The organism is Paeniglutamicibacter sp. ZC-3 (genome assembly GCF_025847175.2).
GTDB classification, from domain to species: Bacteria; Actinomycetota; Actinomycetes; order Actinomycetales; family Micrococcaceae; genus Paeniglutamicibacter; species Paeniglutamicibacter sulfureus.
Window position 1 is genome coordinate 76206 of sequence record NZ_JAOYTG010000009.1, and the last position, 24206, is coordinate 100411.

Sequence of the window (24206 nt, forward strand, 5' to 3'; positions counted from 1 at the left end):
AACCACGAACACGAGGAACATGAGATGACCGCACGGTCCACCCCCAGGAAACAGGCAGCCAACAAGTGGGTGCGCGCAGGCATCATCGCGGGATCGCTGATCGTCCTGCTGGTCATCGCCGTCTTCATTGCCCGCTGGCTGGTCACCCTTGAGAGCGTCAAGACCTGGATGGCCACCTACACCGGGCATTCAGAGCTTCCCGCGGGCACGCCGGTCGGGTTCCCCGCGTGGCTGGGATGGCAGCACTTCCTGAACGTCTTCTTCCTGGTGCTGATCGTGCGCACCGGCTGGCAGGTGCGCACCGTGACCCGGCCGGCCGCGCACTGGGTGCGCAACAACAAGGGTCTGATCCGCACCAAGGGCGCTCCCGCCCGCATCAGCCTGGACCTGTGGTTCCACCTCACCCTCGATGCCCTGTGGGTGCTCAACGGCATCATCTTCGTCATCGTGCTCTTTGCCACGGGCCAGTGGGCGCGCATCGTACCCACCAGTTGGGACATCATCCCCAACGCGCTCTCCGCCGGGCTCCAGTACCTCTCGCTGAACTGGCCGACCGAGCACGGCTGGGTGAACTACAACGCCCTGCAGGTGCTGACCTACTTCGTGACCGTCTTCATCGCGGCCCCGCTGGCGATCCTCACCGGCCTGCGGATGTCCGGGGCCTGGCCCAAGAAGGCGGTTGCGCTCAACAAGGCCTACCCCATGGAACTCGCCCGGGCGCTGCACTTCCCGGTCATGATCTACTTCGTTGCCTTCACCGTGGTGCACGTGGCGCTGGTGCTGGCCACCGGGGCATTGCGCAACCTGAACCACATGTACGCGGCCAACGATTCGGCCGGGTTCACCGGGCTCATCATCTTCGCCGTGTCCATCGTGGTGATCGTGGGCGTCTGGTTCCTGGCCCAGCCGGTCTTCCTGCGCCCGATCGCCTCGTTGACCGGAAAGGTCGGCAAGTAGCCGAACCCCCCGGTTCGCCCCCACCCACCGAAGTGAACCTGACCTCCGCCCACCGCACAGACCCAGGAGCCGAGCATGTTTGAACTCACCGAAGACCAGAAGGCAATCGTCGAGATGGTGGGCGACTTCGCCAGCGAGCAGCTTGCCCCGCATGCAGCGGCCTGGGACAGGGACCACCATTTCCCCGTCGACGTCCTGGCCGAGGCCGGGGCCCTGGGCATGGGCGGGATCTACGTGCGCGAGGAATTCGGGGGCTCGGGAATGAGCCGACTGGACGCAGCCCTGATCTTCGAGGAGCTGGCCAAGGCCGATCCGACCATTTCCGCCTACATTTCCATCCACAACATGGTGGCGTGGATGATCGATCGCTTCGGCAACGACGAGCAGCGAGCGGCCTGGGTGCCGCAGCTATGCACCATGGAGATGTTGGGCAGCTATTGCCTCACCGAGCCCGGAGCAGGCTCCGACGCCGGGGCGCTGGCCACCAGGGCCGTGCTCGACGGCGACTCCTACGTGCTCAATGGGACCAAGCAATTCATCTCCGGCGCCGGATCCTCGGGCGTGTACCTGGTGATGGCCCGGACCGCCGACACCGGAAGCGCCGGAATCACCGCGTTCATTGTCCCGGACGGAACCCCGGGTCTCTCCTTCGGGGCGCTGGAGGCGAAGATGGGCTGGAACGCCCAGCCCACCCGCCAGGTGGTCATGGAAAACGTGAGGATCCCGGTGGGCAACCGCCTGGGCGATGAGGGCACCGGTTTCGGGATCGCCATGAAGGGCCTCAACGGTGGACGGGTGAACATCGGAGCGTGCTCGGTCGGCGGCGGCCAGGCGGCCATGGACAAGTCCGTTGCCTACCTGAAAGAGCGCGAGGCCTTTGGCAAGCCGCTGATCGCACAGCAGGCGCTGCTCTTCGAAATCGCGGACATGGAGACCGAGCTGGAAACGGCGCGGACCATGATTTGGCGGGCTGCGGATGCCCTGGATCGCGGGACGGACGACACCGTGCGCTTGTGCGCCATGGCCAAGCGGGTGGCCACCGACGCCGGATTCAAGGTTGCCAACACCGCACTGCAACTGCACGGCGGCTATGGCTACCTCTCCGAGTATGGGATCGAGAAGATTGTCCGCGACCTGCGGGTGCACCAGATCCTGGAGGGCAGCAACGAGATCATGCGCATGGTCATCGGGCGAATGGCCGTGGAGCGCTAACCCCGCGTCGCGGACGGGAGCCGCCCGCTGCCGCATGCCCGCAGTGGCCCTCAGCTTGATTTTGACCGTCTTGGCGGGGGCCGAAGCTGCGATGGGGTTCCCCCCCCGAACGGGGCAGGCCGGACCGAACCAGCGGTCGATATTGCACGTGATTCGGCGAGCCGTGCCCGGCAACGAGTTCCTTGGGACCCGGCCCGCCGAAAAATCAGTGCGGTTACTTCCCTGCCCAGGCAGTGGCTTGGACCTCAACCAGAAGTTCGGGTGCCAGCAGCGGCGCCACGATGGTGGCACGTGAGGGACGGTGGCCGCCGAAGGTGTCAACCCATGCGCGGTTGTATTCGCCGGCCATGGCTGCGTCGTTGATGTAGACCGTCGTGGTGGCGACGGCGTCGAGTCCCAGATCGTAGGCCGCCAGGACGGTCTGCAGGTTCTTGAGTGTCTGCACCGTCTGTGCGTAGATGTCGCCCTTGCCGACCAAAACCTTGTTTTCGTCCTTGGAGACCATCCCTGAAACAAAGACCAGATCGCCTGCGCGGGTCGCGCTCGGGAAGGGACTTGCCTCGGTGGTCATGCCTGCAACGTCGATATTTGTAAGGCCCGCAGCGCCCATGATGCTCCTCTGTTCGATGTGGTGTGGGCAGCAAGGTGCCACCCAGAAAAGACTAGGGCATCGAGCTGGCAGTCACCGGGACCCCAGCGCGGGTCTAGCGCAGGTGGTTGAGAAGCGCCGTGGTGCGGTACGGGATCACATCGCGCAGGATCATGGACGTCGAGGTCCTGGTGATTCCCGGACAGAGGCGGATTTCCTCGCTGACGCGGTAGAGGTCATCCGGGTCCTTGGCAACTGCGCGGATCAGCAGGTCGGTGTCGCCTGCCGGGGCGACGCATTCAAGGACCTCGGGAATCAGGCTCAACGCCGCGATGGCTTCTTCAAGGTGCGATTGGTCCAGCTCCGCGCTGACGACGGCGGAAACTCCGCGACCAACTGAAGCCGGCTTCACGCGGCTGGAGTTCGGGCGCAACGCCCCGGAGCTTGCAAGCCGTTCCATGCGCGTCTGTACGGTGCCGCGCGCCAAACCCAATCTCTGTGCGAGCATCATCGTGGGAACCCTGGGATCCTCATCCAGGGCCAAGAGAATGCGCCTATCCGTATCATCCAGTTGGTACGATTCCGGCGTCATTCCGGCTCCTTCGCCTAGGTTCGGTCAGACTGACCAAGTTGTTCGGTAGCTACCGCTCCATGTTAGTCAAAATGATCAGTGATTCCCAACTGTGTTGCACGGTATGCCCGGTTGTTGCTTTAGTAGTTGTTAGAAGCTCAACCAAGGTCACAAGCTACGGTAGGCAGACCCCCGTAGCGGGACCGGATCCAGGCCGCGCTACAGGTTGGCCCACAAGGTCTCAGGTCGAAACGTAAGAGTGGTCCGCAAAGATTCCAACAACGTGGAGTCATCGCGGACCACTCTTGTTTTTTGTCGGGATACCGCCGCTTCGTTGACCCGAAAAGCGCCGAAGTTATCCACAATTGTGTCGGGTGACGTTTTGCTGGTTGCGGGAGCATGTAGCCTTCAATACATGAGGTTCATGCGTCTAGAAGATGTCGCCGACGAGTTGAATGTAAACCTGCCGCAGGTGCGGTCTTTGGTGCGCAGCGGGGACCTTCCGGCAATCAAGATTGGCGGACGCGGAGTGTGGCGCGTGGAGCGCAGTGAGCTCGAAGCGTACATCCAGCGCCAGTACACGACGGCGCGGGAATCCATAGAGACCGGAACCGCAGAAGGCAACGACGAAGCGTGATGTGGCCGACCGACGATTTTGCACGTGGGCCAAGACGGGTTTAGGCTAAAAATGTTGCGGGTCCAGGCTGCAACGCGGGGCATTAGCTCAGTTGGTAGAGCGCTTCGTTCGCATCGAAGAGGTCAGCGGTTCGATTCCGCTATGCTCCACACATGGCACCCGCCGGAACCTTAAGGTTTTGGCCGGGTGCTTTTGTTTGAACCGGCTGGTTCCAGGACGGGCTCCCAAGCCGTGACCGATACGGCACCGCCGTCAATGATGTCCAGGTCCACCTGCGAACTGTGGCGCAACGTTCCTGAATACGGTGCAACCAGCATGGTTCCGGTGCGCACATCGCCGGCTGCCGCCATCGCGTTCCAGCCAAGATATGCCCGTGCGCTCTTGCCGGGCGGCAGGGTGATGATCGAGACCCCGGGGTCGTCAGTCATGAAGGATCCGCCATGGACCACCAACACCTCTATGGCCCACCCTTCGGCATTGTTGAAGGCGATGTCGGGGTAGGACTCCAAGACGCAAGGCCTGGTCCCGGTATTCGTCAGGTCAAAGCCCATGCCCCGGTGTCCCGTCGCACCCTCGGGTTCGTGCCAAGAGATTGACACTTCTTCGCCCGCGCACCAGTTGTCCTTGGCAGGCTGGAAGGCGTCCGACCGGTCCGGCCAGCCGTATGGTGTCGGTGAGGGAGTGGCCGGCGGCGGCGGTGCAGCCTGCGGGGTCACGGTTTCTTCGGTGTAGGTGTACGCGGCGGGGATCGTGACGACCAGTATCACCGCGAGGAGCCCTGCGATCAGCAACGGCATGCCATCGACAGGTCGCCGCACGGACTTCGGGCCCGCGAGCCGTTTCTCGGATTTCATGGCGAGGATTCCCGCCAAAGCCGGCAGCCAGCCCCAGACGATTCCCCAATAACCTGCCGCCAGCAAAGCGGGCTGGATACCGTCCAACAACCAGGCCAAGCGCGCCGGAGGCCAAGAGGCAACGGCGTAGCCAAGGGAGGACAAGGTCGCCGTGGCGAAGCCCGCAAGAACGATGGACATCCACGTGGCAAGGAATCCGAGAGGTGGCCGACCAGCCCGCATGCCGGCTCCCCGCAGCAGCAGGAGCGTCAACGCCATCACTGCCAGGACAGAAAAAAGGGAAAGCAGGATCGGCCACGGCTGGGCCAATTGCCAGGTTCGCATTGAAATTGTCTCGGGAAACAACATGCGGGTGAACTGGGTCGGCAGGCGGATTTGATGGGCGAGCATCAAGCCGCTGAGCGCTCCGCTGACCAGCCAGCCGATCCCCGCCCCGCCGACGATCCATGCCGTGCCGATCGTTGTTTTTTCGTGTTGTCCCATGCCACTGAGCCTATCGGAGCCGACTCGCGGTTCGAATGACCCCTCGACGCTGACTGGTGTGGATCTGTCACCAATGAACTTCCGATCCGCCGAAGGATACTTGCGAGACATTCGGGCAGACGGAGCCCATCATCTTTGACCTCAACTGGCGCAGACGGACTTCATGCCGCCGGATATGGCCACACGCCATCGCGAGTCACGCAGGGACGTGCCGGAGCACCGACGGCAGGATGCCGGCAGTCCGCTCACGGCCATGTCGGCCGTGGGAATTGCCCTCCTTTCGATCGCGACGACGCCCAATGTCCCGGAGGCTTCGGGGCGAGGCGCCAAGACTTTTTCGGAGGCAAGGTTAGGACGACCCGTGTACCGTAAGCCCTATGGGGCGGTCCATTTTGGGCTGCTCCACATAGGAAGAGAACAAGACGCATGGGCTTTAAGAACGAACTTACACTGGGTGTCATTGGTACTTCGAACAAGGTGGACGAGAAGCGTTTGCCGATCCACCCATCACATTTTGAACGGATTGACCCGCGTTTCAAGAACCTCCTCACGGTTGAAGCCGGATACGGGGCGGCTTGCGGCATGGACGACGAAGAACTCGCACCTTTCGTCGGAAGATTTGCCACCCGCCAGGAAACCATCGCCGGCAGCGACATCGTACTTTTGCCCAAGCCCCAGGTCTCGGATCTGATGGAAATGCATGAGGGGCAGACGCTGTGGGGCTGGCCGCACTGTGTCCAGGACACTGCGCTGACGCAGCTGGCCATCGACAAGAAACTGAACGTGATTGCCTTCGAGGCCATGAACCACTGGGGCACGGACGGCAGCTTCGGACTTCACGTGTTCCACAAGAACAATGAGTTGGCGGGCTACTCGTCGGTCATCCATGCCCTGCAGCTCTGCGGCATGACGGGTGACTATGGGCGCAGGCTATCGGCAACCGTCATTGGGTTTGGCGCCACCGCCCGTGGAGCGGTCACCGCCCTGCGGGCCCATGGCGTCCACGATGTGCGCGTCCTGACGAGTCGGTCTGTAGCCGCGGTCGCTTCACCCATCCACTCGGTCCAAATGGTGCAGTTCGACCAAGACGGCGGACCGAATCTGAGCGAAGTCATCACTGACGAGGGACGATTGCCGCTGGCGCCGTTCCTGGCCGAAAGCGACATCGTGGTGAACTGCACGCTGCAGGACCCGAACGCCCCATTGATGTATCTGCAGACCAAGGACCTTGCGGCGTTTTATCCGGGCAGCCTGATTATCGATGTTTCGTGTGACGAGGGAATGGGTTTTGAATGGGCCAAGCCCACGACCTTCGCCCAGCCGATGTTCACCGTTGGCCGGAATATCAACTACTACTCGGTTGATCACAGCCCCTCCTATTTGTGGAATTCCGCAAGCTGGGAAATAAGCGAAGGCCTGTTGCCGTTCCTAAATTCGGTAATGGACGGACCGACGGCCTGGAAAGAAAACGAAACGATTGCTCGGGCCATCGAGATTCGTGACGGCGTTATCCAGAACCCGGCCATCCTGGAGTTCCAAAACAGGTCTGCGGAATACCCGCATATGATGGCAAAGAACTGATTCCCGGGACAGGTTCGGGAATGCGGAAGCAGCGGTAACCGCCCGGCAGCCGTGGCACCAGGAGGCGATGACATGGGTACCCTCTTCTCCGAGAGTTTTCTGGACCGACCCAGGCGGGAGCTTGCTCCCGGCGCTTATTGGATTCCCGATTGGTTGAGCCCGGAGGAGCAGCGCTGGCTGGTAGCACGGTTCCACGAATGGGGGCGGGGGCCCGTGCCGCCGCGTGCGGCAAAAATCGGCGCCCATGAAATGTCGGTGCAGACCGTCTGCCTGGGTTGGCACTGGCGTCCCTATGCGTATTCGCGCGAGGCCATTGATGTCAACGGCAATAGGGTGCTGGATTTTCCTGACTGGATGGTCCGGCTTGGCCGCAAGGCGATCTTCGCTGCGACCCGGGATGCTGCAGCGGCCGAGCAGTACACCCCGGACACTGCGCTCGTGAACTATTACGGGGCCGAATCCAGGATGGGCATGCACCAGGACCGCGACGAACGGTCGGTCGCACCGGTGGTCTCAATCTCCATCGGTGACTCCTGCCAATTTCGGTTCGGAAATACGCGGAGCCGGAACAAACCCTACGAGGACATCCTGCTGGCTTCGGGAGACCTGTTCGTGTTCGGGGGGCCGGCCCGCCTTGCCTACCACGGGGTCACCAAGATCCTGCCCGGCACGGCGCCGGCCGACTGCGGGCTTGAAACGGGACGCATCAACATCACCATGCGGGTCACGGGCTTGCCGGACGGCTAGTGCGGCCGGCCCGGTCCGTATTTATTGCCCGGGTAGATTCACGACCGTTTGAACGGCCAGATGGTCGCTGGGCCCGGCTTCGACATTGGTGTTCGAGGTGACTTCCAAGCCGCGGACCAGGACATGGTCAAGTCGCATCATGGGGAAGGGCGAGCGTGGCCACGTGAAGCCAAGGAGCCCGTCATCCTGATTGGGCTCGTCGAGAATCGAGGAAATCTTCTTGAAGGCGCGGTCGGTGCTAGTTGCATTGAAGTCACCCACGGCCATCATGTTTTCCTCGGGATCGGCCTGAACCACGGCTGCCAACTGCCTCAGCATTTCGTCGCGGTCGACGTGGTCGTTGGGACGGGCCGAGGCGGCATGGATGACGTACAGCCGAAGGCTCCCGGAGGCTGCATCGACCTGTGTTGAGAGGGCGCGCTTCCAGCCCAGGCCCAATTCGAGTGGTTGGGAGTTCGTGAGTGGGTACTTGCTCCACACTCCCACGGTGCCCACCACGAAGTGGTGTGGATAGACATCCTCCAGGGCGGTGCTGACGCGCTGGGCGCTGCCGGCATCGAGTTCCTGCAAGGCAATGACGTCGCTTCCGTCCTCGGCGAGTTCGAGAGCCGATTGCGCGGCACCCCCGGTGCCTGCCTTGATGTTCTGACTACTGAGCGTCAATGTGGCGGCACCCGTCCGGGGAGCGGACCATGACAGCGGAACAATCGCTGGGCCAAAGATGACAAGCCAAGTAAAAACCGGAATCAGGAGCACGACCAAGGAGGTCCGGCTACGGGACGCCACGGCGAGCAGGAGCAACGCCGGTACCGCCAGGCCCATCCATGGTGCGGCGTTGTCAAGGAGCAGACCCAAGCCCAGGAAATCGGGAACCCGGGCGTGGAACGCCATTAGCGTGGCACTTGCCAGGGCGCCAATAATCACCAGAAAACGCAGGAACCGATGGGCACGCGATCGCCGGCGTTGCGTACTTTTCACAGCGCGGGACCGGGCAGAATAATCAGACATCGCTACCAAGGGTCGCACATTGGCCTGATGGAAGCGTGGACCGGGGCTGTGATTCGGCCAAGGATTTCCTGGGTGCACCCGGATTGGATCCGGGCAAAGTGCGGGCTGGCTACCGACCTCTCGACTACGAGGGCTCAAGGTGAGATTCTAAAACTAGAAATCCTAATGGCTACTCTGATTTTCCGGACCTGGCGGGTCTTGCTGGGTGGCACCATTCTGACAGGAGACGAACACCATGAGTGAAGCGGCAATGGCTGGATCGACGACGCAAGGTGAGCTGGGGACCGTGGTGATTGGTGGCGGTCTTGCCGCAGCGCACTGTGTCCATGCATTGCGCGAGGGCGGCTACACCAAGCCGATTACACTCATCGCCTCCGAGAACGAAGTTCCCTATGAGCGGCCTCCGCTGTCCAAGGAATACCTCCAAGGCAGAAAACCCGCGCAGGAGCTGCCGCCCTTCACCGCCGACTGGTACGTAGAGGCTGACGTGGATCTCCGCCTGGGCGTCACCGCCGAATCCATTGACGTTTCCGCCAAGAAGGTCGAGTTGGGCGGCCCCGTATCCGTGGCTTATGAAAACCTCGTGATCGCCACAGGTTGCCGTTCCCGGTTAGGTGGTCGCAACGCCAACATGGAGGGGTGGGACCTGCCCGGCGTGTACACGCTCCGGTCGCTTGAAGACGCCAAACGGCTCAAGGAGCATCTGGTGTCCGGCAAGAATCTGGTCATCATTGGCGCAGGATGGATCGGCATGGAGGTCGCAGCCTCGGCGCGCGCCGCCGGAGTGGAGGTCACCGTCATTACTCCGGATCCAGTTCCCCTTGCTACGGCGATGGGCTCCGAATTCGGTTCCCATGTGGCACAGCTCCATGTCTCCAACGGCGTCCAATGCCGATTCGGGACCGCCGTCAGCGGGATCGCCTTGGACCCCGATAAGGGATTGGCCGTGCAGACCCCGACCGGTGACATCCGCGCCGACTTCGTGCTTCTGGCCATCGGCGCGGTGCCGAACAACGAACTTGCCGTGGCCGCCGGACTCGAGATCGGTACCGGGGTCGTGGTCGATGAGCACCTGCGCAGCAGCAACCCGGACATCCTGGCCATCGGCGACATTGCCGAGGCCCGCAACACCGCCCTGGGTCGAGCCATCCGGGTCGAACACTGGGACAACGCCATCCGCCAGGGCAAACTTGCGGCAGCCACCATCCTCGGACGCGACGAATCCTACGATTGGCTGCCGTACTTCTTTACCGACCAGTTCGATCTGGGCATGGAATACGTCGGCGACCGCGGAGCCGATGACGAAGCCGTCGTGCGCGGTGACATGACCTCGGGGGAGTTCATCATCTTCTGGCTGCGCAAGGGCGTGATCACCGCCGCCATGAACGTGAACATCTGGGATGTCAACGACCACCTTCGCACGATGATCGGGAAGAACATCCCCGTCGCCACCCTCCAAGACACAGACAACGACCTGATGACGCTGTAGCACCAAGTCAGCGGTCTTTGGGTCGGCAAGCGGCGGGAGGTCCCTGACGTCGTGAGGGGGTCGAGTATCCGCTGAAACGGTCGTGGCCGTGGGCATGCTCACGAACATCCCTGTCAGCGCCTGTGGCGACGTAGGCTTGAGGAGGCGGCGACGAGGCCAGATGCACCGCGCACTGCCGCCTACCCTCCGCTGAACCATTGAAAAGGTACCCGTGAATTCCGACGTAACTGCCCTGGGCAACAGCCGGTCGAGCAACAGCACCCAATTGTCCGGACGGCAACTGTTCCTGGCGGTCGTGGCGCTTGCCATGGGCGGGTTCGGGATCGGCACCACGGAATTCACCATCATGGGCCTGCTTCAGGAAGGTGCAGCGGACCTAGGCGTCAGCAACGCCCAGATGGGTCTGCTGATCTCCGCCTACGCATTGGGTGTTGTTGTCGGCGCCCCGATTCTGACCGCATTGGGCGCCCGTGTCGCCCGCAAGACCATGGTCCTGTGGCTCATGGCGTTCTTCACCCTCGCCAACCTCGGCTCGCTCTTTGCCGCGAACTACGAATGGATGCTCGTTTCCCGGTTCCTTGCCGGTCTCCCGCATGGGGCCTACTTCGGCATCGCAGCCATCCTGGCCGGCACGTTGGTGCCCGCATCGATGCGGGGTCGCGCCATCGCGTGGGTGATGATGGGTCTCGCGGTCGCCAACGTGATCGGCGTACCGGTGGTGACCTTCCTGGGGCAGAATCTGGGCTGGCGCTGGATGTTCGCAGTCGTCGGTCTCGTCGGTGCCTTGACGTGGGTCGCCATTCGCATGTTCGTGCCGTTTTCCCCGGCACACCAAGGCGCCAGTATCCGCAGGGAACTCTCGGCACTGCGCAGTGGACAGGTCTGGATGGCCATGTTGACCGGCATCGTCGGCTTTGGCGGATTCTTTGCTGTCTATTCCTACATCAGCCCGATCCTCACCGATGTCACGGGGCTGCCGATCACGGCCGTCCCGCTGGTGTTGGGCCTTTATGGGGTCGGCATGGTGGTCGGTTCGCTGATCGGCGGACGACTGGCCGACTGGTCCGTACTGGGAGCCATCTATGTGGCAACAACCGCCATGGTCGTGTTCATGACCGTGTTCGGCCTGGTATCCACCCATGCGGTGCCGGCACTGATCCTCGTCTTCATCCTGGGCGGAACCGGATCGCTGTTGATTCCTGCGCTCCAGGCATTGCTCATGGACTCCGCACCACACGCCCAATCACTGGCCGCCTCACTGAACCACTCGGCACTGAACGTTGCCAACGCGCTTGGTGCGGCGCTGGGCGCCGCCGTCATCACCGCGGGATTGGGATACCGCGCCCCTTCATTCCTGGGTGCCGGCCTCGCCTTGATCGGCCTGTTGCTGGCCTTGGCCACGGGATGGCGTGCCAAGCGACTTTCGTCGGCGGCAAGCTAACCGGTTCGCTGTTATTGCCTCACGCTATGCTTCGCCGGTTGCGGCACGAAATGTCGCGAGCTTGCGCTCCGTTGCCTCGTGGGACTGTTCCATCAACAGCTTCATGGTGCCTACGACGTCGACGCTGCGGTCCACCAGCCACTGTTGTTGCAGTCCATCGGCCGTGGCCAAGACCATCCGGGTCATGGCGTGGAAGTACTCGAGTTCCTCGGCCGATGGCTTGGGCTTGTCGGCATAGTAAGAATCTTCGGACAACTTCAGCAGGCGGGCATTTCGTTCCTGGAAATACGCAGCTGCGGGATGTGCGGGATCCGCGGCAGCTGCCGCCATGGTGACATACAGGGCAATCAGCCCCGGCTCGTTGGGACCCTGCCCCAAGATATCCTCGAAGCGACCCTCTTGTTCGGCAATGGTTCCGCTGATTTCATTGCGGGCGTCGCGCTCGCGCAGTATCTGGACGAGCAAGTCTTCCTTGGAGTCGAAGTAGTGCATCACACCGGCCAGGGACAGGTCGCAAAGGCTTGCGACCTTGCGTAGCGATGTTCCCCGGTAGCCCTCGACGGCGAACACCTCCAGCGCGACATCTAGAATCTCGGCGCGTTTAGCGATGCCCTTTGCGTATGAACCACGAATTGCCATGTTGATAGAGTAGCGAGATTTTGGGCCATCTCTTACTAACCTGTCATGCACTGGTATTGGGTACCTATCCTGACCTGCAACGACGCGGTCAAATCCTCTCATCGGCCCTCGGGGGCGGTGGATGCTCCCCGCCGCGTGAGGACTGGTCGACATGTTGTGCCAAGATCGCTCTCGATGCCTGTGATCGATGCCTGTGATCGATGTCATGTTCGGATGGGCTGTCGTTGTTTTTCCGCATGCTTTCGCGCCTATGGGGCGCCTGATGGCGACGTTTTCAGGGGGAACGGCGCCGGTGCTCCACGCTCGATTGGCGCATGGGGCACATCGTGCTGTAGATTGTTATCTCGGTTCGGCAGCCTTTCGAGAAAGCCTTGAACTGATCCTTTTCGGGGGTATGGCGCAGTTGGTAGCGCGTCTGCATGGCATGCAGAAGGTCAGGGGTTCGAATCCCCTTACCTCCACGAAAGACAAAAGGCCTCAAACATTGCGTTTGGGGCCTTTTGCGTTGCCTGCCTATGAGGGGGCCCAGCCGACCGCGCGGTACCCCGAAAAGCCCATCATCGCGCGCAGCCAAGTTACCAACGGTTCGAGCCCTGTATGCGGGTTGTCGTCATCCCCGACGGTAAAGACCGGTACTTCACCACGCATATTCCTGGGCAACAGGCGAAGAATGCGATCGGTATCTCCCATTCCGGTCAGCAGCAGCGCCACGGGCCGGAATCCGAACACGGCGTTGACCAGCGCCAGTCCATGCATGCGTGAGAAATGCAGCGGACCTACCAGGACCACTCCGTCAAAGTAGATGAGCTCATGTGCGGAGGAGCTGGTGACCTTGAGGATTTCGCTTCGTATTTCGCGGGAGTGGAGCTTCTCGGCCAGTTCAGCGGCACGCAACTTGGCCAGAGCATCACGTTGATAGTAAACGATTGCCACGCGATCCATGGGAATCCCTCATTCCTGCGACGAATGCCTTCCACAGGCGGGAAACCCGCAGATCATTCCTCTTCTTCACGCTATTCCTGAATCCCGAAAATTGGCTGGGATACCTGGTTCGCGCACAGGACCAAGACGTTACCTTTGGCGGATGTTTTCAGGGTTATCTGAACGATTTGGGAACGAGTTGGCACAACAGTTGCCGCGGCAAACATGCAGCCCCATACTTTCCCCAAGAGCCTTCTTGGGGAAGCAAAATCAGAGAGATCATTGGGATGCTGTGGCATTGGGGAAAAAACAATCTTGTTCGAAGTGCGTGCGGAATCTTCGTGGCCGTGGGACTGGTCATTTCGTCGGCACCGACGTTGGCAGCCGAAGCGCGCCAAACGCCCGCAGTCCGAGGCACGATTCAGGTCGAGGGCGCAGCTTCGACTTCGGTCATGGTGGCAACGGCTTTGCCGTCCAAGGTCAAGACCACGGCCAACCTCAACCTGCGAACGGGGTCGAGTACCGCCCATAGGAGACTTGTGACTATTCCCAAGGGCACCACCGTCAAGGTGACAGCACGGGCAGCCAACGGTTGGTACAAGGTCGGCTACGCGGGACGGACGGGTTGGATCAGTAACAAATACGTGAGCATTGTGCGCTCCGCAGCACCAGCTCCTGGCCGACTGCCTGCCACGGTGCGGACCACGGCAGGGCTCAACCTACGCACCGGACCAAGCACGGCCTATGCGGTTCTGGTGACCATTCCACGGGGCACCACCCTGAAGGTGTCGGCGCGTGCCTCCAACGGATGGTACAAAGTCGGCTACGCGGGACGCACGGGCTGGGTCAGCAACACCTATGTAACTATCAGCACGGGTTCCGGTTCGTCGCCTTCGGCGCCCCGGGCTCCACAATCCACGGGTCCGAACCGCACCTCTCGCGTGGTCTTGACCTTCGACGACTGCCCGCGCACGCTCGGTTCCTTCACGGCCACCATCAAGTACGCCGCTGACCACAACATGGGTCTGGTTATTGCCCCCACCGGCAATTGCCTTTCATCCTTCAGGGCCCGTTATGGGGTGGATCTGGCTGCCTTGGCCCGTGCCAAGGGTCAATGGGTCATCAACCATTCGGTGAGCCACCCCGACTTACGACGCCTGAGCTGTGCGGCTGCTGCCGCCCAACTCGGCGGCTCCGGGGTGCGCACCAACTTTGGCCGCCCGCCATTTGGCGCCATTGATGCCAGTGTGAGGTGCGCCTACGATCGGGTGGGCATGGCCATTTGGACGTGGTCGCGCGACACCCTGGACTGGAGTGTGAAATCCAAATCCATCACTGTGGCGCGCGCCTCTGCTGCCCGGCCCGGCGACACCGTCCTGATGCACATGCAGTGGCAGGGATTCGCGCCTGATTCGCTACGGCAAATCAAGGCAAATCTTGCCAAGCGCGGCGTCGGGGTCTGCCGCGCCTACCACGGGTCCGACGGCGTCGGTGTGGTTGCCCGGACCCCGGTGAGGCTGCCCGCCTCACTGCCTTGCTAGACCCTAAACGCGGCGAGGCGGCCGAGGTATTCGGTCACAGGGGCCGTGCCCGGGTCCAGGCACCACGGCGAAGATTTTCGGGTGCCTGGCCTGAAGCAGGGGAGGGAACGAGCCCCTAGAAAAGAGTAGCCTCGGCCTCGGGCAGAATGCCTTCGTGGCGCAGCAGGAACTCCTTGGCGCCCAGCCCACCGGCGTAGCCGGTCATTGACCCATCGGCACCGATGACCCGGTGGCAGGGGACCACGATCGCAATGGGGTTGCGCCCATTGGCGGTTCCCACGGCGCGTGTCAGCTTTTCATCCCCCAGTTCCAGGGCCAGCTGGCCATAGCTGCGGGTGGCACCGAAGGGGATCCGAGCAAGGCGCGCCCAGACCCGCTGCTGGAACTCGGTTCCCTGCGCATCCAGTGGCACCTCGAACGATGTCCTGGTCCCGGCAAAGTATTCGGCCAACTGGCCGGCGCAAAGGGCGATGCCCGGATCATCGGCCACGGAGGCCAGTCGCTCGCCCAACACCCCGGAGTCCAGGGGGTGGGCGTGGTTTTCCATGTAGATGCCGGTGATCCCGCGGCGGGAGGCCACGATCCGCAGTCCTCCAATGGGGGAGTCCATCAGGCCATGGCGCAGCACGCGTCCGCTAGTCAAGGATCTGCCCCAGCGCTGTCTCGAAGTCGGGGTGCTCGAACTCGAACCCGGCCTCGGCGAGCACGGTGGAGGTTACGTGTCGTCCTGTGGTGCCCAGCGCCGGGTCGGTGTTCAACACCACGGCGCCCGCTGCCAGGACCGGGCGCGGGGTCGGCAGCGCAAACCTGCGCAGTGGCCCCGGTGCGACCTTGGCCCGCAGTGCCTCCATCATCTCCCGGTTGCGCACCGGGTGTGGTGCCGCCAGATGGATGACGCCGCCGGGCAGCGAGAGGTTCTCCTCCAACCCCAGGGCCGCGCGAATGACGCGCAGCCAGTCGGCCAGGTGGATCCAACTGACCCATTGTTCCCCGCCGGCAACCGGGCCGCCCAGGCCGACGCCGGCCAGCAGGGACAACCGGTCGACCAGCGGGCTTTCCTGCTCGAAGACCAGGGAGGTGCGCAGGATGTTCAGCCGTTCGGCGTTGGCCCCGACTACTGCCTCTTCCCAGGGCCGGGCCACCCCGGTCATCTGCGGCAGGGCCAGTGCGCGGGAGGGCAGCGCCGATTCCTCGGTGAGCCGTTGCTCCCCGGCGTCGGCGAAGATCGCGGTGGTGCTCGATTGCAGGAATGCCGCCAGCGGGGCGGGTGCCGCACGCGAGGCGTCCACCAGGGCGAGGGTGGAATCGACGCGGGAGTTGCGCAGCAGGGCAACGTTGGATTTGGTGGGCGGCATGTCCACCAATTCCCCGGCCAGGTTCAACACCGCGGTGTTGCGCCCCGCGCGGTACAGGCTGGTGGACCACGGGCCCTGGGTTTTCCCGTCCCAGCGGATCTGGGTGTACGGGTTGTCGGGACGAACACTGCGGGTGAGGATGACGACCTCGTGGCCGCGGCAGAAAAGGTCGGCCGCGGCGCGGGCGCCCAGGAACCCGTGGCCCCCGGCAATCACGACGCGCAATTGTTGCGTTGCCCTCCCGCCGGCAAGGGTGTAGAGGCGGGCACAGTTTTCGGCGAAGTTTGAGGCGATGGGCCGGGCGGCCGTCCGTTCGAAAACCGCTGACGCGGCCCCGGAGACCGACACACGCTGGGTGAGTTCGGTGCCGCCCTTGACCTTGCGCAGGGACCAGTTCACCATCAGGTGGCCGCCGGGCTGGGGCTGGCGCCAAGTGATGGAGGTGCCCTCCCCGACGCTGGTAACCACGGCGGGAGGTGCGGTGGCCGAATGGACCTTGCCGATGAGCTTGCCCGCGGGGACCAGGTCCAACAAGGTCCCGGCAGTTGCCGGCACCTCGTGTGGCCGCAGGCCCGCGATGGCCCGGTGCCATTCGGGAACCCGGGCCGGGTCGCGCAGCACCTCCCACAGGGCCGCGGGTGAAAGTGCGAGGAAATGGGTTTGCGTGCGCTGCCATGCCATGGTCCCAGCTTAGCCACCCTTGCGGTGCGGCCACTACTGCGGTGGTGCCTGTCGGGAAGGCTATCGGCCGACGGACGGCGGCATGTTCAGCCGGGTTCGACGGATGTCGGCGCGAGGAGCATCTGCAGCCGATCCCTGGTCGGCGTTCCGGGCACCGGCGCGTACATCACCAGGTGCAGTTCCGGCGCGTCCGAGGGCACCAGCCGGTGCTGCTCAAAGACCAGCTCGCCGGCGACCGGATGCAGGAACACGCGTTGCCTGGAGGCAAACCGCTCCACGCCGCGGTCGGCCCAGAGCTTGGCGAACTGCCCGCTGGCTTCGGAGAGCCGCTTGATGAGGGTCGTGTGGGCAGCGGAGCCGAGTCGGGCGCCCGCCTCGGCACGGAACTCGGCCACAAAATGCCGCGAGGTTTCTTCCCAGTCGGGCAGCATCTTGCGCAAGTGCGGGTCGGTGAAGATCAGCCAGAGCAGATTGCGCTCCGCCGGGTCCACGGCGGCAATGCGCGCGTAGAGACCTTCGTAGGCACGGTTCCAGCCGGCGATGCCCCAGTCCGGGGCCACCACGAATGCCGGAAAATCGAAGGTTTCGAGCAGCCGCTGCAGGTGCTCGGGTGCCTGCTCGACGGTGCTGACCTCGGTTGGGGGAACGGCCGTGTATCCGCCCAGGGCCAGCACATAGGAAGTTTCGGCGGCAGTCAGGGCGAGCACCCGGGTGATGGATTCAAGCACCTGGCGGGAGGCATTGATTTCCCTGCCCTGTTCCAGCCAGGTGTACCAGGTGACGCTGACCGCGGCGAAGGCGGCGATCTCCTCACGGCGCAGTCCCAGCATGCGGTTGCGCCCGATCGGCGGCAGGCCCAGCTCCGCCCGAACGAGGTTGCCGCGCCGATCCCGCAGGAACTGCCCCAGTTCCTGTCTTCTTCCATCACTCATGGAACCTAAATCTATCACTCCCACTACTAGTATTAGCAGCGTCTTCCGCCGCAACCGCGTTGCTGGTTGACTGGTCCAATGCCTGAATTACGTTCACGAACAGTCACCCACGGCCGCAACATGGTCGGCGCCCGCGCCCTGCTCCGCGCCGCCGGCGTCAAGGGCTCCGATTTCGGAAAGCCGATCATCGCCGTGGCGAACAGCTTTACCGAATTCGTCCCCGGCCACACCCACCTGCAGCCGGTGGGCCGCATCGTCTCCGACGCCATCATCGAGGCCGGCGGAATCCCGCGCGAGTTCAACACCATCGCGGTGGACGACGGGATCGCCATGGGCCACGGCGGCATGCTCTACTCGCTGCCCAGCCGCGACCTGATCGCCGACTCCGTCGAGTACATGGTCAACGCGCACTGCGCCGACGCGCTGATCTGCATCTCCAACTGCGACAAGATCACCCCCGGCATGATGATGGCCGCCATGCGGCTGAACATCCCCACCGTGTTTGTCAGCGGCGGGCCGATGGAGGGCGGCACCGCCGTGCTGGTGGACGGCACCGTGCGCAAGCGCCTGAACCTGATCTCCGCCATCGCCGACGCAGTCAACGACTCCGTCTCGGACGAGGACCTGCTGAGCATCGAGGAAGCCGCCTGCCCCACCTGCGGATCCTGCTCGGGAATGTTCACCGCCAACTCGATGAACTGCCTCACCGAGGCGCTCGGCCTGTCCCTGCCGGGCAACGGCACCACGCTGGCCACGCACACCGCCCGCAAGGAGCTGTACGAGGACGCCGGCCGCGCCATCGTGGACATCACGAAGTCCTACTACTTCGACGACGACGAGTCCGTGCTCCCGCGCGCCATCGCCGGGCGCCCCGCGTTCGAGAACGCCATGACCATGGACATCGCCATGGGAGGGTCCTCCAACACGATCCTGCACCTGTTGGCCGCTGCGCAGGAGGCGGAGCTGGACTTCACCCTCGATGACATCGATGCGATCTCCCGCCGCACCCCCTGCCTGACCAAGGTCGCCCCCAACGGCGAGTACCTGGTCGAGGACGTCCACCGCGCCGGCGGCATCCCCGCCATCCTGGGCGAACTGGACCGCGGCGGAATGCTCAACCACAACGTCCGCTCCGTGCACGGGCCGGACCTGCGCTCCTGGCTGGACGACTGGGACATCCGCGGCGGCAAGGCCACCGAGACAGCCATCGAGCTCTTCCATGCCGCCCCCGGCTGCGTGCGCTCCGCCGAGGCGTTCTCCCAGTCCGAGCGCTGGGACACCCTGGACCTTGACGCCAAGAACGGCTGCATCCACTCGATGGAACACGCCCACTCCGTGGAGGGCGGCCTGGCCGTGCTGCGCGGAAACATCTCCCTGGACGGGGCCGTGGTGAAGACCGCCGGCGTTGACGAATCAATCTTCAAATTCTCCGGCCCTGCAGTGGTCTTCGAATCCCAGGACGATGCCGTGACCGCGATCCTGAGCAAGACGATCGTCGCCGGCGACGTCGTGGTAATTCGCTACGAGGGTCCGCGCGGCGGACCGGGCATGCAGGAAATGCTCTACCCCACCTCGTTCCTCAAGGGACTGGGCTTGGGCGCGAAGTGCGCGCTGATCACCGACGGGCGCTTCTCCGGGGGAACCTCAGGACTGTCGATCGGCCACATCTCGCCAGAGGCCGCTGCGGGCGGCGCGATCGCGCTGGTGGAGAACGGGGACACCATCTCCATCGACATCCCGGCCCGCTCCATCACGCTGGAAGTCAGCGAGGACGAGCTCGCCCGGCGCCGCGCGGTGCTGGAATCGACCATCGGCTACCAGCCGCGGGACCGCGACCGCGTGGTCTCCCCGGCGTTGCGCGCCTATGCCGCCTTCGCGCAGTCCGCGGACAAGGGCGCGGTGCGGCACGTGCCGCAAATCGTGCAGAAGCAGGCAGTCCTGTCCTAGGCACGCAAGCAGGTAAGCGAGGCCGGACCCCAAGCGGGGTCCGGCCTCGCTTGTCTACGCCTGGGTGACGAATTCGGCCAGGGCCGCGAGCTGGGCCGAACGCACGGCCGGATCCAGGTACATCATGTGCCCGGCGGCGTGATAGTGGTGCGTGAAGCGGGTCCGGACCGCGGCCGGGACCTCGAGGTGCGCCCACACGTACTCGGCGGCGAAGTGCGGGGTGGCCCCGTCGTGGTAGCCGTAATCGACGTGCACGCGCATATCCGGGATGTCGATGAGCAGGCGTTCCAGGTCCCGGGTGACGTCGACGGGCCGGCCCTCGAACCCGCCGTAGCTCCAGGGGTGCACCCGTCCGGTGAGCACCTCGTAGGGCAGGTCTGATTCGTAGCCCAGTTCCGCGCGCACGTAGTGGTTGATGGCCGCGGCATAGGCGGGGGTGATGGCGCGCAGCGACGGGTCGTCCCAGGTGTGCGATTCCTGCAGGCGCGGGGGGACGCCGGTGAAACGGCCGTCGATGCGCCCGACCATCAGCCCGTTCTCGCGCAGCAGCTCGGTGGCGAACTCCATGTACTCCCAGCGCAGGTTGGTGCGGCGGATGAAGGCCTCGGAGAGCGTGGTGAGTTCGGCCAGGTGCTTGACCACGGAGTCGTACTTGCGCTTGGAGAGCCGGTTGCCCAGATGCAGCGCCACCACGTAGTCGCCCGAGGCGTAGTCCTCGGCGTCCCGCACCACCTCCTGCAGCGGGCGGTTGCCGTGCCGGCCGTGGTAGTGCGCGATGGCCGCGTAGGTGGGCAGATGCAGGGCGTAGGGGGTGTCGTTGCCCGGGGCGAAGTCCAGCGTGGAGAGGTTCAGCACCGTGGAGATCAATCCCAGTCCGTTCACCGCCAGGCCGTGGGCCTCCTGCAGGCGCCTGGCCACCGCCACGGCGCGCATCGTGCCGTAGGACTCGCCGATCAGGTACTTGGGGGAGAGCCAGCGCTGGTTGCGGGTGATCCAGAGCCGGATGACCTCGGCGACCAGGTCGCGGTCGGACTCGAAGGCGTGGAACTCGTCAATCGTGCCGCCGGAGACCACGCGCGAGAAACCGGTGTTCACCGGATCGATCATCACCACGTCCGCGTGCTCGAGCAAGGACTCCGGGTTGTCGATGACGCCGTAGGGCGCGGCGGCCATGCTGCCCACGTCTCCGGAATCGACGATGCGCGGACCCAGCAGGCCCATGTGCAGCCACAGGCTGGCCGAACCGGGGCCGCCGTTGAAGGCGAACACCACCGGCCGGCGGTTGGCCGCGGGCGGGCCTGCCGGCTTCTTGGCGCGGGACTTGGCCGCCTGCCCGGCAACGGGTGCCTCCTCGGTGTCCGCGGTGTAGGACACCAGGAAGATCTCCGCCTTGGCGTTGAATCCGTCGGTCTTCCCCTCGGCGTCCTCCTCCTTGCGCAGCACCATGCGCCCGGTGGTGCTGGTGTAGCGCAGGCCGGAGGCCGTGCGATGGCTCCGGGTGACAAAGTCGTCCACGACATCGGGCTTGGGCGTGGTTTCGGGCGCGGTCGGGGAGGTTGCGGAAACATCAGGCATGCCAAGATCCTACCTGCGACGGTCCCTCGATTTGCGGTGGCCGCCATAAGAAGGAGCGGTCGATGCATTGCCGCCGGCAGGCGAGCGTGTTCGCCGGTGTCCTGGGCGGTGCGGATCTTACCAAGTCAAAAGAAAGTCCCCTCTACACCGAAACCGGTGAAGAGGGGACTTTGTCGCGGCTTGAGGCGAATGTCAGGAAACCACGTAGGGAGCGTTCTCCTCGACTTCATTTTCCATTGCGGTGAACTCTTCCTCGATGGTCGCATTGTGCTTGTACGTGGCACGCGAGACCAGCACGGCGACGACGAGGTTCAGCACGAAGCCTGGAACGATTTCGTACATCGCAGAGGAGAGCACGTCGATGTTCCCCCAGACGAAGACCGTGACGGCACCGGTGAGCATGCCTGCAAGCGCACCGGTGGAGGTGAGCTTGCGCCAGTAGAGGCTCAGCAGCACGATCGGTCCGAACGCGGCTCCGAATCCTGCCCAGGCGAAGGACACCAGATCCAGGATGCTGGAGTCCCGGTTCAGGGCCAGCGCCGCGGCGACGATTGCCACGACGAGCACGCCGGAGCGGCCGAGCATGACCTCGCGCTGGGGGCTGAGCTTCTTGCCGGCAATGTTGTACAGGTCCTCGACCAAGGCCGAGGAGCACACGATCAGCTGCGAGGACATGGTCGACATGATCGCGGCCAGCACCGCCGCGAGCACCAGGCCGGCAACGAAGGGGTGGAAGAAGATCTGGCTCAGCAGCAGGAAGACGGTCTCCGGGTCGGTGATTTCCTTCTCCGGGCTGTCGGCGAAGTAGGCGATGCCGACCAATGCGGTGACGATGGCGCCGACGGCGGTGAGCACCATCCAAGAGATGCCGATGCGGCGGGCGGTCTTGGCCTCGGACGGGGAGCGCAGGGCCATGAAGCGCACGATGATGTGAGGCTGGCCGAAGTAGCCCAGGCCCCAGGCCGCGGTGGAGAAGATGGCCACTGCCGCCAGGAACCCGTTGGTGGTGTTAAAGCTGGAGAACAGGTTCAGTGCCTCGGGGTTCACGTCCTTGATCTTGGAGCCGAGGTCCCCGATGTTGCCCATCTGGAAGATGGCGACAATCGGGACGGCAATCAGTGCGGCGAACATGAGCAGGCCCTGGGCCACGTCGGTGAGGGTGGCACCGAGGAATCCGCCGAAGAGCGTGTAGAGCAGCGTGACGCCGGCAACCACAAAGAGGCCGGTGAAGTAGTTCCAGCCGAAGGAAGACTCGAAGAACTTGCCCGCTGCCACCATGCCGGAGGAAACGTAGAAGGTGAAGAAGGCCAGGATGATCACCGATGCGGCGATGCGCAGGAAGTGGCTGTTGTCCTTCAGCCGCTTCTCAAAGAAGCTCGGGATGGTGATCGCGTTCTGTGCGACGGCCGTGTAGGAACGCAGCCGCGGGGCGACGAACTTCCAGTTCAACCAGGCGCCGATGGTCAGGCCGATCGCGATCCAGGCTTCGATCAGCCCGTTGAGGTAGATCGCGCCGGGCAGGCCCATCAGGAGCCATCCGGACATGTCCGAGGCACCTGCGGACAATGCCGCGACTCCCGGCTTGAGCCCGCGGCCGGCGAGCATGTAATCGTCGATGTCGTTGGTGCGCTTGAACGCAAAGTAGCCGATGGCCAGCATTGCTGCGAGATACACCGCAATGGCTATCAGCTGGAATGTTGAGTCGGACATGTTGTGGACCTCATGAAGGTTGGGCGAGCCGGGGAAGGGTGATCCTCGGCGTGTTTTGCTGCCGGGGGCATGGTTGCACTGCCCCGTGGCACGTGCCGTTCGTTCGCAACCGACCTCGAGTATGACAGGAAAATTCGATGCCGTGTGGCCGCTCTCACCCCGGCGTTACCTGTTTGTGACCTAACTTACAGCCTCCGGGTCGACGTCCGTGGGCGCCGGAAGAGCGGCCGCCTGGGCATGCAGGGCGTTGCGGACTGCGACCAGCCCCGGGTGTTGGGTGGAGGAGTGGCGCACCGAGGTGAAGATGGTGCGTTGCGGCGCCCCGGGCAGATCGACGATGCGCAGATCGCGCTTGCGCGCGGCCCAGACCAGGTCCGGCAGCAGGGCCACGGCGTTGCCGGATTCGACCAGCCTGACGTGGGCCTGCAGGTCGGCGGTCTCGTAGCGCACATCGGGTTCGAACCCGGCCATGCGGCAGGCCTGTTCGGCCCAGTGCCGCGAGGCCGCGCCACGCGGTTCCATGACCCAGGGCAGGCCGGCGGCGGCCTCGATGGCAGTGACATGGTGGAACTCGGCAGGCATCGCCTCGTCCCGCGCCGGCAGCGCCAGTCGGATCGCGTCGTGGGCCAGGATCTTGCGGTCCAGGGTGGCATAGTGCGGCGCCGCATGGCCGGGGTACTGCTCCGCGACGACCAGGTCGAAATCCCGTGCCCACGTCTCATGAAGCGCCGTTTCCGGTTCGTGCTGCACCATTTCCACGCGCAGGTGGGGGAAGTCCTGGCGCAGCTCGCGCAGCACCGAGGGGATCAGCGAAAGTACCGCGGTTTGGAACACCGCCAGGCGCACCGTGCCGGCCACGGCCTGCTGGGTGGAGGCGAGGTCTCCCTCGGCCCGTTCCATGGAATCAAGCAATTCGTCGGTGTGTGCCACCAGCACTTCGGCCTGCGGGGTCAGTTGCAGGCGCCGCCCGACCTTGCGCAGCAGTTTCACGCCGGTCTCCTTTTCGAGCAGTGAAAGCTGCTGGGAGATCGAGGAGGGGCTGTAGCTCAGCGCGTCGGAGACCTCGGCGATGGTGCCGCGGATGCTCAGTTCGCGCAGCAGTCGCAGGCGTCGGATTTCCAGCATGGTCGGCTCCCGGGTGGGCCGGGTGATCCCTGTGGATCACGGTGGTTGGTGACACCCCAGAATACATTGGTAAAACCGAAGGAAAACATTCGGCTTTGTTCACTTTTGCTGAAGGGATGAAAAGGGTCATACTGTCTGGTGAACCCCGCCTATCAATGCGACACCATTCGTGTGCAAGATGGGTAGTGGTAGCTCCCCAGCCCCCTTTCTT

At 63.9% G+C, this 24206-nt stretch carries 21 protein-coding genes and 2 tRNA genes; 11 read left to right on the forward strand and 12 right to left on the reverse strand.

What is annotated here, in order from left to right; all coding sequences use genetic code 11:
* Nucleotides 1–24: 24 nt before the first annotated feature.
* Together OIU93_RS11300 and OIU93_RS11305 are read left to right on the forward strand one after the other, a co-directional pair.
* Nucleotides 25–957, forward strand: coding sequence for a cytochrome b/b6 domain-containing protein (locus OIU93_RS11300; protein WP_264270182.1), 933 nt, complete (start codon nt 25–27; stop codon nt 955–957).
* Between the two features lie 75 nt (nt 958–1032).
* On the forward strand, nt 1033–2169 hold the full coding sequence (locus OIU93_RS11305; RefSeq protein WP_264270183.1) for an acyl-CoA dehydrogenase family protein: 1137 nt from the start codon (nt 1033–1035) through the stop codon (nt 2167–2169).
* Between the two features lie 214 nt (nt 2170–2383).
* Here OIU93_RS11305 and OIU93_RS11310 read toward each other — a convergent pair whose 3' ends face one another.
* Complete coding sequence (locus tag OIU93_RS11310; protein WP_264270184.1) at nt 2384–2779, reverse strand: RidA family protein; 396 nt, start codon at nt 2777–2779, stop codon at nt 2384–2386.
* Between the two features lie 94 nt (nt 2780–2873).
* Entirely contained in the window at nt 2874–3350 is a 477-nt protein-coding gene (locus tag OIU93_RS11315) for an Lrp/AsnC family transcriptional regulator (protein ID WP_264270185.1), read from the reverse strand.
* Nucleotides 3351–3753: 403 nt separating this feature from the next.
* On the opposite strand from OIU93_RS11315, the gene OIU93_RS11320 reads away from it, so the two are divergent.
* Together OIU93_RS11320 and OIU93_RS11325 are read left to right on the forward strand one after the other, a co-directional pair.
* Complete coding sequence (locus OIU93_RS11320; protein WP_264270243.1) at nt 3754–3966, forward strand: helix-turn-helix domain-containing protein; 213 nt, start codon at nt 3754–3756, stop codon at nt 3964–3966.
* Between the two features lie 76 nt (nt 3967–4042).
* Nucleotides 4043–4115 (forward strand) — tRNA-Ala (locus OIU93_RS11325).
* A gap of 21 nt (nt 4116–4136) precedes the next feature.
* On the opposite strand, the gene OIU93_RS11330 is transcribed toward OIU93_RS11325, so the two are convergent.
* The gene (locus OIU93_RS11330) at nt 4137–5303 is read right to left on the reverse strand and encodes a DUF4232 domain-containing protein (RefSeq protein ID WP_264270186.1); all 1167 of its coding nucleotides are present in this window, start codon (nt 5301–5303) and stop codon (nt 4137–4139) included.
* Nucleotides 5304–5729: 426 nt separating this feature from the next.
* Here OIU93_RS11330 and OIU93_RS11335 point away from each other — a divergent pair, with 426 nt between their 5' ends.
* Both OIU93_RS11335 and OIU93_RS11340 read left to right on the forward strand, forming a co-directional pair.
* Nucleotides 5730–6884 (forward strand): N(5)-(carboxyethyl)ornithine synthase, encoded by a 1155-nt coding sequence (locus OIU93_RS11335; protein WP_264270187.1) that lies wholly within the window; start codon nt 5730–5732, stop codon nt 6882–6884.
* Between the two features lie 72 nt (nt 6885–6956).
* A complete protein-coding gene (locus OIU93_RS11340) occupies nt 6957–7631 on the forward strand; it encodes an alpha-ketoglutarate-dependent dioxygenase AlkB (protein WP_264270188.1) in 675 nt (224 codons plus the stop codon).
* A 21-nt stretch (nt 7632–7652) separates the two neighbouring features.
* On the opposite strand, the gene OIU93_RS11345 is transcribed toward OIU93_RS11340, so the two are convergent.
* On the reverse strand, nt 7653–8555 hold the full coding sequence (locus tag OIU93_RS11345; RefSeq protein ID WP_264270189.1) for an endonuclease/exonuclease/phosphatase family protein: 903 nt from the start codon (nt 8553–8555) through the stop codon (nt 7653–7655).
* Between the two features lie 319 nt (nt 8556–8874).
* Here OIU93_RS11345 and OIU93_RS11350 point away from each other — a divergent pair, with 319 nt between their 5' ends.
* On the forward strand, nt 8875–10128 hold the full coding sequence (locus tag OIU93_RS11350; protein ID WP_264270190.1) for an NAD(P)/FAD-dependent oxidoreductase: 1254 nt from the start codon (nt 8875–8877) through the stop codon (nt 10126–10128).
* 307 nt (nt 10129–10435) lie between these two features.
* Nucleotides 10436–11569 (forward strand): MFS transporter, encoded by a 1134-nt coding sequence (locus tag OIU93_RS11355; RefSeq protein WP_264270244.1) that lies wholly within the window; start codon nt 10436–10438, stop codon nt 11567–11569.
* A gap of 24 nt (nt 11570–11593) precedes the next feature.
* On the opposite strand, the gene OIU93_RS11360 is transcribed toward OIU93_RS11355, so the two are convergent.
* Nucleotides 11594–12208, reverse strand: a complete 615-nt coding sequence (locus tag OIU93_RS11360) for a TetR/AcrR family transcriptional regulator (protein WP_264270191.1) — start codon at nt 12206–12208, stop codon at nt 11594–11596.
* Nucleotides 12209–12596: 388 nt separating this feature from the next.
* Here OIU93_RS11360 and OIU93_RS11365 point away from each other — a divergent pair.
* Nucleotides 12597–12669, forward strand: a tRNA-Ala gene (locus OIU93_RS11365).
* A gap of 52 nt (nt 12670–12721) precedes the next feature.
* On the opposite strand, the gene OIU93_RS11370 is transcribed toward OIU93_RS11365, so the two are convergent.
* A complete protein-coding gene (locus OIU93_RS11370; RefSeq protein ID WP_264270192.1) occupies nt 12722–13150 on the reverse strand; it encodes a hypothetical protein in 429 nt (142 codons plus the stop codon).
* Nucleotides 13151–13581: 431 nt separating this feature from the next.
* Between OIU93_RS11370 and OIU93_RS11375 the strand changes: the two genes are divergently transcribed.
* The gene (locus tag OIU93_RS11375) at nt 13582–14670 is read left to right on the forward strand and encodes an SH3 domain-containing protein (protein ID WP_264270193.1); all 1089 of its coding nucleotides are present in this window, start codon (nt 13582–13584) and stop codon (nt 14668–14670) included.
* Nucleotides 14671–14785: 115 nt separating this feature from the next.
* Here OIU93_RS11375 and OIU93_RS11380 read toward each other — a convergent pair whose 3' ends face one another.
* From OIU93_RS11380 to OIU93_RS11390, 3 genes are all read right to left on the reverse strand, one after another.
* A complete protein-coding gene (locus tag OIU93_RS11380) occupies nt 14786–15313 on the reverse strand; it encodes a methylated-DNA--[protein]-cysteine S-methyltransferase (RefSeq protein ID WP_264270194.1) in 528 nt (175 codons plus the stop codon).
* The gene (locus OIU93_RS11385) at nt 15306–16706 is read right to left on the reverse strand and encodes a DUF1731 domain-containing protein (RefSeq protein WP_264270195.1); all 1401 of its coding nucleotides are present in this window, start codon (nt 16704–16706) and stop codon (nt 15306–15308) included. Before OIU93_RS11385 ends, OIU93_RS11380 begins: the two co-directional genes overlap by 8 nt.
* 86 nt (nt 16707–16792) lie before the next feature.
* Nucleotides 16793–17638: a helix-turn-helix transcriptional regulator gene (locus OIU93_RS11390; protein ID WP_264270196.1), complete on the reverse strand. Its 846-nt coding sequence runs from the start codon at nt 17636–17638 to the stop codon at nt 16793–16795.
* Between the two features lie 78 nt (nt 17639–17716).
* On the opposite strand from OIU93_RS11390, the gene ilvD reads away from it, so the two are divergent.
* Nucleotides 17717–19585, forward strand: a complete 1869-nt coding sequence (ilvD, locus tag OIU93_RS11395) for a dihydroxy-acid dehydratase (protein ID WP_264270197.1) — start codon at nt 17717–17719, stop codon at nt 19583–19585.
* A gap of 54 nt (nt 19586–19639) precedes the next feature.
* Here ilvD and OIU93_RS11400 read toward each other — a convergent pair whose 3' ends face one another.
* The 3 genes from OIU93_RS11400 to OIU93_RS11410 form a co-directional block, all read right to left on the reverse strand.
* Nucleotides 19640–21160 carry a S10 family peptidase gene (locus OIU93_RS11400; protein WP_264270198.1) on the reverse strand — a complete coding sequence of 507 codons (1521 nt, stop codon included), beginning with the start codon at nt 21158–21160 and terminating at the stop codon, nt 19640–19642.
* Nucleotides 21161–21352: 192 nt separating this feature from the next.
* The gene (gene putP / locus OIU93_RS11405) at nt 21353–22870 is read right to left on the reverse strand and encodes a sodium/proline symporter PutP (protein ID WP_264270199.1); all 1518 of its coding nucleotides are present in this window, start codon (nt 22868–22870) and stop codon (nt 21353–21355) included.
* A gap of 180 nt (nt 22871–23050) precedes the next feature.
* Nucleotides 23051–23995: a LysR substrate-binding domain-containing protein gene (locus OIU93_RS11410; protein WP_264270200.1), complete on the reverse strand. Its 945-nt coding sequence runs from the start codon at nt 23993–23995 to the stop codon at nt 23051–23053.
* Between the last annotated feature and the right edge of the window lie 211 nt (nt 23996–24206).

Coding starts and splice junctions, on each gene's coding strand:
- OIU93_RS11300 (WP_264270182.1), top strand. CDS start 25: ATGACCGCACGGTCCACCCCCAGGAAACAGGCAGCCAACAAGTGGGTG.
- OIU93_RS11305 (WP_264270183.1), top strand. CDS start 1,033: ATGTTTGAACTCACCGAAGACCAGAAGGCAATCGTCGAGATGGTGGGC.
- OIU93_RS11310 (WP_264270184.1), bottom strand. CDS start 2,779: ATGGGCGCTGCGGGCCTTACAAATATCGACGTTGCAGGCATGACCACC.
- OIU93_RS11315 (WP_264270185.1), bottom strand. CDS start 3,350: ATGACGCCGGAATCGTACCAACTGGATGATACGGATAGGCGCATTCTC.
- OIU93_RS11320 (WP_264270243.1), top strand. CDS start 3,754: ATGCGTCTAGAAGATGTCGCCGACGAGTTGAATGTAAACCTGCCGCAG.
- OIU93_RS11330 (WP_264270186.1), bottom strand. CDS start 5,303: ATGGGACAACACGAAAAAACAACGATCGGCACGGCATGGATCGTCGGC.
- OIU93_RS11335 (WP_264270187.1), top strand. CDS start 5,730: ATGGGCTTTAAGAACGAACTTACACTGGGTGTCATTGGTACTTCGAAC.
- OIU93_RS11340 (WP_264270188.1), top strand. CDS start 6,957: ATGGGTACCCTCTTCTCCGAGAGTTTTCTGGACCGACCCAGGCGGGAG.
- OIU93_RS11350 (WP_264270190.1), top strand. CDS start 8,875: ATGAGTGAAGCGGCAATGGCTGGATCGACGACGCAAGGTGAGCTGGGG.
- OIU93_RS11355 (WP_264270244.1), top strand. CDS start 10,436: ATGGGCGGGTTCGGGATCGGCACCACGGAATTCACCATCATGGGCCTG.
- OIU93_RS11360 (WP_264270191.1), bottom strand. CDS start 12,208: ATGGCAATTCGTGGTTCATACGCAAAGGGCATCGCTAAACGCGCCGAG.
- OIU93_RS11370 (WP_264270192.1), bottom strand. CDS start 13,150: ATGGATCGCGTGGCAATCGTTTACTATCAACGTGATGCTCTGGCCAAG.
- OIU93_RS11375 (WP_264270193.1), top strand. CDS start 13,582: ATGGTGGCAACGGCTTTGCCGTCCAAGGTCAAGACCACGGCCAACCTC.
- OIU93_RS11385 (WP_264270195.1), bottom strand. CDS start 16,706: ATGGCATGGCAGCGCACGCAAACCCATTTCCTCGCACTTTCACCCGCG.
- OIU93_RS11390 (WP_264270196.1), bottom strand. CDS start 17,638: ATGAGTGATGGAAGAAGACAGGAACTGGGGCAGTTCCTGCGGGATCGG.
- ilvD (WP_264270197.1), top strand. CDS start 17,717: ATGCCTGAATTACGTTCACGAACAGTCACCCACGGCCGCAACATGGTC.
- OIU93_RS11400 (WP_264270198.1), bottom strand. CDS start 21,160: ATGCCTGATGTTTCCGCAACCTCCCCGACCGCGCCCGAAACCACGCCC.
- putP (WP_264270199.1), bottom strand. CDS start 22,870: ATGTCCGACTCAACATTCCAGCTGATAGCCATTGCGGTGTATCTCGCA.
- OIU93_RS11410 (WP_264270200.1), bottom strand. CDS start 23,995: ATGCTGGAAATCCGACGCCTGCGACTGCTGCGCGAACTGAGCATCCGC.